Annotated in this window: 9 protein-coding genes; 3 read left to right on the forward strand and 6 right to left on the reverse strand. The window is 47.6% G+C overall.

All coding sequences use genetic code 11. The annotated features are described in order from the left end of the window. Positions 1 to 60: 60 nt before the first annotated feature. From QUA00_RS00985 to QUA00_RS00995, 3 genes are all read right to left on the reverse strand, one after another. Positions 61 to 489, reverse strand: coding sequence for a heavy metal-responsive transcriptional regulator (locus QUA00_RS00985; RefSeq protein WP_333146995.1), 429 nt, complete (start codon positions 487 to 489; stop codon positions 61 to 63). Positions 490 to 592: 103 nt separating this feature from the next. After that, a complete protein-coding gene (locus QUA00_RS00990) occupies positions 593 to 886 on the reverse strand; it encodes a hypothetical protein (protein ID WP_333146997.1) in 294 nt (97 codons plus the stop codon). A gap of 722 nt (positions 887 to 1,608) precedes the next feature. Then, positions 1,609 to 1,779, reverse strand: coding sequence for a hypothetical protein (locus tag QUA00_RS00995; RefSeq protein WP_172186391.1), 171 nt, complete (start codon positions 1,777 to 1,779; stop codon positions 1,609 to 1,611). 167 nt (positions 1,780 to 1,946) lie between these two features. On the opposite strand from QUA00_RS00995, the gene QUA00_RS01000 reads away from it, so the two are divergent. The 3 genes from QUA00_RS01000 (at position 1,947) to speA (ending at position 6,173) form a co-directional block, all read left to right on the forward strand. Continuing rightward, positions 1,947 to 2,537, forward strand: coding sequence for a DUF3611 family protein (locus QUA00_RS01000; RefSeq protein WP_333146999.1), 591 nt, complete (start codon positions 1,947 to 1,949; stop codon positions 2,535 to 2,537). Positions 2,538 to 2,694: 157 nt separating this feature from the next. Continuing rightward, entirely contained in the window at positions 2,695 to 3,846 is a 1,152-nt protein-coding gene (locus QUA00_RS01005; protein ID WP_333408396.1) for a helix-turn-helix domain-containing protein, read from the forward strand. Positions 3,847 to 4,163: 317 nt separating this feature from the next. Then, complete coding sequence (gene speA, locus QUA00_RS01010) at positions 4,164 to 6,173, forward strand: biosynthetic arginine decarboxylase (RefSeq protein ID WP_333408397.1); 2,010 nt, start codon at positions 4,164 to 4,166, stop codon at positions 6,171 to 6,173. 446 nt (positions 6,174 to 6,619) lie between these two features. Here speA and QUA00_RS01015 read toward each other — a convergent pair whose 3' ends face one another. From QUA00_RS01015 to QUA00_RS01025, 3 genes are all read right to left on the reverse strand, one after another. Continuing rightward, a complete protein-coding gene (locus QUA00_RS01015) occupies positions 6,620 to 7,783 on the reverse strand; it encodes an NDP-sugar synthase (RefSeq protein ID WP_333147007.1) in 1,164 nt (387 codons plus the stop codon). Between the two features lie 319 nt (positions 7,784 to 8,102). Then, positions 8,103 to 8,918, reverse strand: coding sequence for a segregation/condensation protein A (locus tag QUA00_RS01020; RefSeq protein ID WP_333147009.1), 816 nt, complete (start codon positions 8,916 to 8,918; stop codon positions 8,103 to 8,105). Positions 8,919 to 9,151: 233 nt separating this feature from the next. Beyond that, the gene (locus QUA00_RS01025; protein ID WP_333408401.1) at positions 9,152 to 10,435 is read right to left on the reverse strand and encodes a transposase; all 1,284 of its coding nucleotides are present in this window, start codon (positions 10,433 to 10,435) and stop codon (positions 9,152 to 9,154) included. Between the last annotated feature and the right edge of the window lie 29 nt (positions 10,436 to 10,464).

Consider the following 10,464-nt stretch of genomic DNA (forward strand, 5'->3'; position numbering starts at 1 on the left):
CAAAACCATCAAGGGAAGGAAACCAATAATTCCTTCCCTTTTTTTGTATCTTTCCGCTGCTCAATCCCGCTGAATGTTCGGACAAATCGTGCTACTAATGCTCGCCTGCGAGGGTTGCTCTTGCCAGCAGTTGAGAATGCCTTGCAACTCCCCCTTCAAAGTTTCTAAGGCTGCAATTTGCACGGAAATTTCCTCAACCTTAGCCGTTAGATGCTGCTTCGCTTCAGAGCAAGGCAACTCTCCCCGATCGCGAACCTCTAAAATATCCTTAATTTCCTGCAGGCTCAAACCCAGAGTCTGAGATCGTTTAATAAACGCCAACCTGTTGAATACGGTTTCGCCAAACAAGCGATAACCAGCGGGCGATCGCTCCACCGCAGGAGACAGCAAGCCCATCTCCTCATAGTAACGAACAGTTTTTACCGACAAACCACTACAGGCAGCTACAGAGCCAATTTTGTACAGTTTCTCGGCAACAGAAATATTCATAAACCAAGCATCCAAGATCGAAAGACTTTCTTGCCCTATCTTTTGGTGCCTCAGATCCAGGGAGTCGATCGGCACATCGCCCAGTCACCATTGCGCGGTCATCTTAATAAGGAGGATTTTTTTTAGACACATTAAGCACCGGTAACTGAGGTCTAGAAGACTGAGGAGGAAGATAGTATTCGGGAGCAGGTGCGGTTTGTTCGGCTCCAGAGCGGTAAGATTGCCACCAGCGGAGAGCCATCGCCACCCCAGCGGTGCCAAGCCCAAAAGCCAATAAAGAGCCACTCGCACCGATACTGCCGATGGCGGCATCGACAACGCCCACTGTCACAACAAAGCTGGTAATTGGCTCTTTACGGTAAGCTGACCTCAAAAGTCGCGTCCACGAAGCATTCATTTGGTTTTACTCTGTTCTATATTTATTTACAAGCTCTAAAACTTAGAGTTGGCGGAACGATCGGGATTTCTAGCTCAAAGACTAGCTTCACCGAAAATCTGGGCGGAGCGTAGCGGAGGGCTGAAGCCCCGTCCTTCGCTCGACGGCTTTACATTGAATTAAATCCCCGCGGGGTGGAGGGGTATGGTGTCCCCTCCGAGAGGATATGGTTGTCCTCAAACACCCATTTCTGGGGTAAAGTTAGCTTCGCCAAAGTTATCGGTCGGTACTTTCCAAAGCGCACGTCCTTAAACCCCTTAGAGATGTTTAACGCTTTGGTTCTAGAGCAGTGAACTAGCTACGCATTCCCTGGTAGGAGCTTTAACGCTTGCCGATAACGTAGTCCTCAAGAGACTTAGGCTGGTCAGCTACCTAAAGTTGGAGGCTCGAAGCCCCCGTACTTCAGTCGGGGGTGCTGACCTAAATTCATCTTCTCGCCTGTGGGGAATTGTACGGGAGCGAGGCAAAATTGCCAAGCTTGTGAAATCAAAATTCCACCCCATATATACCTCCAAAAGCCAGCTATTGCATTCTGGAACAGAACTCTCTCGGCAGAGAAGTCGCTGGGCTTGTTTCTAATTAATATTTTAATCAATTCCCGAATTTGTCGCGGTCAGCAGAATTCACACCCGCTGCCGTTCCAGTCAAGACAAAGTGTAACGCTGACCGCGCCGTTGCTAAAATTAGTTGAGACCTAACCAGGACAGCAAGCCCTGGCCTGTGACATACTCGATAATTAAAGTTAGAGAAAAACCGATCATCGCGGCTCGACCGTTAAGGCGTTCCGCGTAGCTGTTGAAACCAAACTTTGGCTGTTCCAGTTTGGGGGTGACGGTGGGTTGTAGTTGTGTCATTGCTTTGGGTACCTGGCGATCGACGCTATTCAAATGTGAAATCCAATGTTAGTTACAAATCTTAAACATTGCTACTTCTATTATAAAGAGGGTTAACCGCCGTCAACCGTCCCCGAAGAGAAAAAACTGCTGCCAACTAATGCCAATTAATTATACCCACTCAAAATATGACTAATCAGTTAGATAACGATAAGCTTCCTGTCGCCGTACAGCGAGTAGCCTTTGCCCTTCGTACAACAGGCTGGGTTTGCTTCTGGGTACAGTTAGTGCTAGGGGTGGTAGCGGCGATCATTTTGCTCTTTGCCATCCCCTTCGCCCTCCCCAGGGCTACCGCCGGTGCGGGTTCAAACAGTGCCGGCACCGGCGGCGGCGTATTTTTTGCCATTTGCGGGCTGGCCGTACTCGCTTACAGCGTATATCGCTCTTTTCGCTTCACTCGCTTGTCGAGACAACTGCGATCGCCCGGTAACGCAGTCCGCCCCAAAAAAGCCGATACCATCAAAGAGGTGCGGCTGTCACTGATGAGCAACTTATCGGGAATGGTGCTGACGCTGATCGGCGCCGAAGCCATCAGCGGCACGCTTTTAGCCAAATCTCTAGCTCAGCCGCAAGCCTTGTTCGGTGCCGCAGTTGATGTGGGTCGATTTATTCAGCCCCTAGATATATTTGTCGTACTCGCCAATACTCACGCCACTGTTGCCCATTTTGTCGGGATTTTCGGATCTCTTTGGTTGCTAGATCGCATCCACAAACAGTAGTTATTGGTGAGGGGCAACCGATGCCCGATGCCCGATGCCCGATGCCCTGTTTGGCCGATACCCCACACTCCCACTCTCCCCCAACCCAAATCCGGAATCACTGCCAACCTGTCGAAGAACGTACTCAGATACCTTCTACCAAGACAACATGAATATCATGGCACTGAAACCCGAGACTTATTTTGGGGTGACAGATCACCCAACTATTGAAATTTCTCAAGAAAGTTTTCGTTCTGTCCTAGGTCAAATAGAAGCTGAACTCCTATGTAGCGACACCTATAGCCAAGCTCTAGCTAGCTTGCAAACAATGTTGGGCGAAGCAGCCTCCGCTGCCGAAATTTTAATTAGAGCAGTTAGCAGAGAAGCCGTCAAGCTCGCATTCGATCGATTTCCCAAACAAAACAAAATTGAACCGCAAGTAGCCCAAGACAGTTTTACTGCTGTAAGTCCCGCCTTTGAGACGGTGACAGAAATTCAAGAATTGGAGCCACCAGTAGCTGCTCCTGTCTTCTATTGGCGCAGCGCTAGTGTGGAAGCGCCGCCCCAAACCGAGTCCGACACTGAAACTTCCGATCGAGACACTAACACTTCTGAAGACAGCAAACAAGCGCCCCAAGACGAACTTAAAGTCGAGTCGGCTCCACCTGCAACTGTCACCGTCCCCGGAAAATTCTTCCCAGGGTTCGGTTTTCCCAAAAAGCCGAAAAAACTCACCAAGGAAGAAGAAGCAGCTTTAGCCGTTCAAGAGCGAGAAGAGTGCCTGCGGGAGTTGGGTAAAGAATTGCGTAAGGGACGGCAAATTCGCTCCCTATCCCTGCTGCAACTCCACAGTCAAACTCTCGTGCCGGTGCACCACATCGAATCGATCGAAAATGGGGAAATCGACAAACTGCCCCAAGATATTTACGTTAGAGGTTTTATCCGCAGACTGGGCGACGCCTTGGGACTAGACGGTAGCGCTATGGCGAATGCTTTGCCCAAACCCGATCCGAGTCCAATTCCCAGTATGTATGTGTCTGTTTCCGATTCCGACTCAGGCGAAGGCTTTCAAATGCGTCCGGTGCATTTGTACATCGGCTACACCGCTTTGATGGCTGGGGCTGTAGGGGGTTTGGGTTGGCTGTCGCAGCAACCCGTGGTGCCAGGAGCACAGGCAGTACCTCAACCGCAGGTGACACCGCCAGCCTCAGTTGCACCGGCTCAGAAGACCCCAGAAAAAGCACCTCAACCGGGCTTGAAGAAGTCTAATAGTCACGGGGGAATGATTATGGGGGCTGACATGGCGCCGCCGGAGGTGATTTTTGGTTAGTGTGTGTCGGGCGAGCGATCGTCCGACAACTCTCTTGGCGCAGGTGAACTCTGAAACTTGGTTTCTGAGTTCACCTGCATAGGGACACTTGCTTGAAGAAATAAGTCCCCCAAAGCAAATACGGTTGAGATTGTAGTTCAATCCCCGCTTTTCATCTATCTGTAGAGTCAATTCTAAAATCTAAAATCTAAAATCTAAAATCTAAAATCTAAAATCGCCAGCCCGTATACCCAAAGTGATTTTTCAACTGCATCAGGAAACCCGATATCTGCGATAAACTATCTATTTGACCACTCCTCAAAGAGGTTGCCAATAAGATGAGTTCCCCAGCCACCGCTGCTTTCTCCGATCTCGATCCGCTATCGACTCACTCGCCAACAGTCACGAGTTCGGCGGCACCAGACACTGCTTTGGTAACGGCTGCTCAACTGCCACAAAAATCTTGGACAATAGAAGATAGCGAGAAACTGTACCGAATTCAAGGTTGGGGCGAACCGTATTTTTCGATCAATGCAGCCGGTCACGTTACAGTGTCTCCCAAGGGCGATCGCGGCGGTTCCCTCGACTTGTGCGAACTGGTAGACTCTCTCAAACAGCGAAATTTGGCTTTGCCCCTGCTGATTCGATTTTCTGATATTTTGGAAGACCGGATCGAGCGCTTAAATTCGTGTTTTGCCAGAGCGATCGCTCGGTACAATTACAAAAATGTCTATCGCGGTGTCTTTCCAGTTAAATGCAACCAGCACCGACAATTAATTGAAGATTTGGTGCGTTTCGGTCAACCCCATCACTTCGGGCTCGAAGCCGGCTCGAAACCGGAATTAATGATAGCTTTGGCTACCTTAAAAAACCCAGGCGCTTTGTTAATTTGCAACGGTTACAAAGACCGCGAATACATCGAAACTGCTATTTTGGCGCAGCGGCTAGGGCAAACTTCCGTAATTGTGCTGGAGCAAATAGAGGAAGTAGAACTAGCAATCGCCGCCAGCAAAGCATTAGGAATTAAACCGATTTTGGGAGTGCGAGCCAAACTCACTACCAAAGGCGTTGGCCGCTGGGGAGTTTCCACGGGCGATCGGGCAAAATTTGGCTTGACAATTCCTGAAATTATCCGTGCAGTCAACGAACTAGAAAAAGCTGGAATGCTCCATTGTTTGCAGTTACTGCACTTCCACATCGGCTCCCAAATTTCCTCAATTAGTGTCATCAAAGATGCCATTCGAGAAGCCAGCCACATTTATGTAGAATTAGCTAAATTGGGAGCTAATATGAACTACTTGGACGTAGGTGGCGGACTCGGCGTTGACTACGACGGTTCTAAAACAAACTTCCACGCTTCCAAAAACTACAATATGCAAAACTACGCTAACGACGTAGTAGCGGGAGTGAAAGATGCCTGCGACGAGCGCAAAATCCCGGTTCCAATTATCATTAGCGAAAGCGGGCGGGCGATCGCTTCTCACCAATCAGTGTTAGTTTTTGACGTACTCGGTACTAGCGATGTCCCCAGAGAAGTACCAGAACCAGTAGATGAAAACGCGCACCAAATTCCGCGCAATCTCTACGAAATTTACCAATCTATCAGTCCAGAAAATTACCAAGAAGTTTATCACGATGCTATCCAATTCAAGGAAGAAGCAGTCAGTTTATTTAACTTAGGCTATTTGGGAATTGCGGAACGGGCGAAAACCGAACAGTTGTACTGGGCTTGCTGCGATAAAATACAGGCGCTGGCGCGGCAAAAAGAATATGTATCGGAGGATTTGGAAGACTTAGAAAAGGTGATGGCGTCCATTTATTACATCAACTTATCTGTTTTCCAGTCAGTACCAGACAGTTGGGCAATTAACCAATTGTTCCCAATTATGCCAATTAACCGACTCGACGAAGAACCGACTCAACGCGGTGTTTTAGCCGATCTTACCTGCGACAGCGACGGCAAAATCGACCAATTCATCGATTTGCGAGATGTGAAGTCGGTTTTGGAACTGCATACTCTCAAACCAGGAGAACCTTACTATTTGGCGCTATTTTTGGGAGGTGCTTATCAAGAAATTATGGGCAACCTTCACAACTTATTCGGCGATGCTAATGCAGTTCACATTCAGCTAACACCTTCTGGCTATCATATCGAACACGTTGTGAAAGGAGACACTATGAAAGAAGTCCTTAGCTACGTACAGTACGATTCAGAAAATTTGGTGGAAAGCATCCGCCGTCAGACAGAAGCAGCTTTGCAGCAAAATAAAATTACTCTTTCCGAGGCTCAACTTTTGCTGCAAAATTACGAGCGGAGTCTCAGCCAATATACTTATCTTCAGTCGTGAAATGTAGGGTGTAACTGAGATGTTGCACCACTGTCAAGAAGCCTTTTATGAACAGGCAAGATGCCTGTTCCACAAACAGTAGATTTTCTTGTGGAACAGGCATCTTGCGTGGGGTCGGGCGGGTTTATAGAACCTATTTGCAAGCTTTAAGGCTGTTGGCGAACCCGCCCCTACGGCTAATTGAGAATGGTGCAAGATCTCAGGTGTAACTGAGATGTTGCACCACTGTCAAGAAGCCTTTTATGAACAGGCCAGATGCCTGTTCCACAAACAGTAGATTTTCTTGTGGAACAGGCATCTTGCCTGTTCTTGAGAATGGTGGAAGATGTGAGGTGCAACCTAAGCACATTACCATAATTGAAAGCTGAGATCATAAACGTAAAAGTAGGGTGCGCTAGGCGCACCTTACCTTGAGCAATTAGCAATTAGCAATTAGCAATTAGCAATTATCCACCATGACCGAGAATTTCAGATATCGCCCGCCGCTCTTCTCCGTGTTGAGTCGGTAAAACTTGGCGAGCGTCAGTAATCAGCCAATCGAGAGCCGCCGCTTGCAAATCGATCGCAGCCCCGGTTTTATCAACGCAGTAGCGCCCGAACACCAGTTTGTCAACCAACCGCACCTCCGGGCCCAAACGGGAATACTCAAAAATCACGCTGTTTTCCACAGTTGCGCCACTGCAAAGCCAACAATTTGGGCCGATCATTGTCGGGCCGATAATTTTTGCTCCATCCTCAATGATCGTCATCCCGCCAATGTAAACAGGCCCAGTAATATCAACCTTGTCCCAGTTGACAGCTACATTCAAACCAGCGTAAATGCCGGGGCGTACTTCAATCCCCGGAATCGAAACATTTTTAACTTGTCCCAGGAGCACGCTCTGAATTGCCCGCCAATAGTCAGGAACTTTGCCGATATCCACCCACTCAAAGTCCATGCTAATCCCGTAAAAAGGCGCGCCTTCTGCTACTAGCTTGGGAAATAACTGCGAACCGATATCGTATTCCTGGCCCGAAGGGATGTATTTGAATATTTCCGGTTCAAAAATATAAATACCAGTGTTAATGTCGGTACTCAGAGCTTCCTCTACAGAAGGTTTTTCTTGGAAATCTTTAATTTTGCCAGACTCGTCTGTTACCACCACTCCGTAACTGGGAACCTCCTCGCGGGGAACCGATTTCATAACAATAGTAGCGATCGCCCCTTTTTCCCGGTGCCACTTCACAGCAGCAGTCAAGTCCAAGTCAATCAAAGCGTCGCCGCACAGCACCACAAAAGTATCGTCAAAAAACGGCGAGAAGTCCTGAATTCGTTTCATGCCACCAGCCGAACCGAGAGCCTCTCCAATCAGTTCTCCCTCCTCAATTCGCCCCTCAAAAGAATAGGCAATTTGTACCCCAAACTTTTGACCGTCGCGAAAGTAGTTTTCAATCACGTCTGCCAGGTGGGAAACATTGACCATAATCTGGTCAAATCCGTGCTGGCGCAGCAATTCAACCAAAAACTCCATCACTGGCTTTTGCAGGATGGGAATCATCGGTTTGGGTATTGTCTGAGTAATAGGACGGACGCGAGTGCCTTTACCGGCCGCCAGAATCATCGCTTTCATTATTAACTTCCTCAACCCTCTTTTAATTGATATCAACTGAACAATACAATTAGATGCTAGCGGTTGCGATCGAATCGATCGAGCACAGCAAAATCCTGACCAGTTTATAGGCGACATCGTACCAGGCTATCAATCATTTATCCCCAATTTACCTAGATTTAAGAAACCAGGAATAGGGAATCACCAAGAACTTCGCACTGCCGCTCTCCGCATTCGGGGCTCAGCAACAGAATGCCATAGAGCGAGATTCTGCCTGGAATCTTAACCGACGCAGTGGCATAGTTATTAGTTTCCCCCCAGAACCTAATACCCTGCAAGCTCAAAGCGCGCGGATTTTGAGGTCTTGGTAAAACTCCTCTTGAAGCAACTCTACTTTAGACTGAGCCGATAGCAGCAACAACGCCCAAAAAATACCCACCCGGTCATGATTTGGCAAGTGAACTTCCCCAGTCGATACCGGAGGTTCTGAATGGACAGGAGAGTGCGAGTCGTTATGATGCCAGAGCTCTAGCAATGTGTCCAAGTCCAGCCAACCCTCGTCAATTTCCGCGCCCCGCTGAGCCAGAAACCGTTCGAGTTCACTAGCAGTTTCTACGAGATTTTCTTGGTGAGCTAGCTCAAAGATAGCTTGGGCCGCTTGCGATCGCATTTTTGAGGTAGGGCGGCGCCGGGGGGTAACTGTCTGCTGCTCCATTGCTGCTTTCATTAGCTGCAACTGCTCAATCAGTTCTGGGAGTGTCACCGGGCGTTTTTGCGGTAGTTGAGCTACACCGCGACGGCGCAATTGCCGTTCTAAATGCTGCGGCAAGTGTCGCCCGCCTGAGTGCTCTGCGTCTTCTACTGCCGGCTCGTCGGCGTCGGGATTCGCGGGGGGTTCGGAGAGGACGATACTTTCTGCTTTGAGCAAAACCAGCATTGAAGCGTACAAAAACGCTTGGCCGGAGTGGGACAAATCGGAGAAATCCTTACTCTGATCAGTATCGCAGGCGTTCGTAAGCTTGCTCAGACATCGATCGAACACTTCAATTACCTTAACGTCCCAAGGATCGATTTCTCCCCGTTCGGCTAGGTCAATTAAAATTGCGATCCCCTCGGAAATCGTTTCTAAGCCATCTTGGTCTCGGGAAACGGCCATTCGATTTTAGATTTTAGATTTTAGATTTTAGATTTTAGATTTTAGATTTTGGCTCTGAGAAAATCAGAGAGCATATCAAATTAATTGGCGGTCATTTCAGCATTTGTGCCCTCACTTGCTGCTATTTCTAAACTTATCGGTTCTGCACTTTCTAACAAAGGTTGTTTGCCTTCTACTTCGGCTTTATAGCGTTCAAGATTTTGTTCTAATTCCTGAATCCGCTGCTGATACTTTTAATCCAGACAATCTCCGACAATCGGCGAAAATCTGAATATAGCATACTCATCAGACAGGTCCCAGAGCATGGTGGTATCCCACAAAGCTTTGAGAAAAATCCCCAAAGCACCATTAAAATCGCGGGGTATTTCATAACCACAATTGGGACATTTAAAACTTTTAGAGCCACCCAATTTTTTGTGAATATGACCGCATTTTGTACAAGTTTTAGAAGTGTATTCTTCAGTCACCCTAACCAATCTCGAACCGTAACGATTACAGAGATGTTCTAAAGTTTGCGAGAATTGATAGAATGCCCAAGTCATCATCGCCCTCGCTGACTTAGAATTAAGTTTGCGACTACCTCTTGCCACCATTTGAGAAGTTTCAAAAGTCGGCAAATAAATGACATCGTAATTTCGAGCCAAGTAACTTGCTACTTGTTTGTGGATTTCAGACCGCAGATTTTTAATCTTCGTCCTCACCCTTTCCATAGCTTGTTTTAATCGATAGCGTAATCGAGAAAACTCGCTACCTTTTGAGCGGCTAAGTTTTGATTGCATCTGATCCAAGTGTTGACACAACCTAGCAATCTTCCCAAAGTCATGTTTCCCAAATTCACTAAAATAATTGCCATCAAATCCGGTCAAGAAACAACGCAGTCCGGGATCGAGTGCGATGGTTTTTCCACCATTTCTCGGCTCCGGGATATCCATCTCTACGGGCATATTCACGAACCAGCGTCCCTTGTTATAGGTAACTTCTACGGCTTTGTCGTACTTAACTAAGCAATAACCTTGTCCAGTCCAGAGGGGCTTTTCCAGGTGTTTGCTAGCATTAGCCATTACATGACCATTCTTGTAATCACCCGGGTCGAACTGAATTGTTTGTTTCTGGGAGCGGATTGACCTGAATCGAGCTAACTTCAGTCCGACTAAAGGATTGGGTTTTGCCTTTTTTCCTTTACCTAATTGAGCGGGCTGCTTGTCAGTCTTCTTCCAAGCTGTATAAGCCTCGAAAAGGGCGTTATCCAAACTGTGTGCTATTCCTAACTCTTTACACCATTCCGGGATTATCTCGTAATCTAGAGTTTTGCAAAAACTCCGAAATGCTTGCTTGCCGGAAGTTTTCCCAACTGGCTGATTAGTCTTTTTATCTACAGTGTAGTAGGTAAACTTTCCCTGGTGTTTATTCAGGTAAGCGATTGCATTATTATACACTTTTCGATTGGCATGAATCCTCAACATCCAGACTTTCTTCGTCTCCCCCTTTGGATAGACTCGGTACGTCAGAGTCTTCAATGATTTGCTTTTTGTACTTTCTGAGTCCG

The sequence above is a fragment of the Microcoleus sp. T2B6 genome, assembly GCF_036700475.1.
Classification (GTDB): domain Bacteria; phylum Cyanobacteriota; class Cyanobacteriia; order Cyanobacteriales; family Microcoleaceae; genus Microcoleus.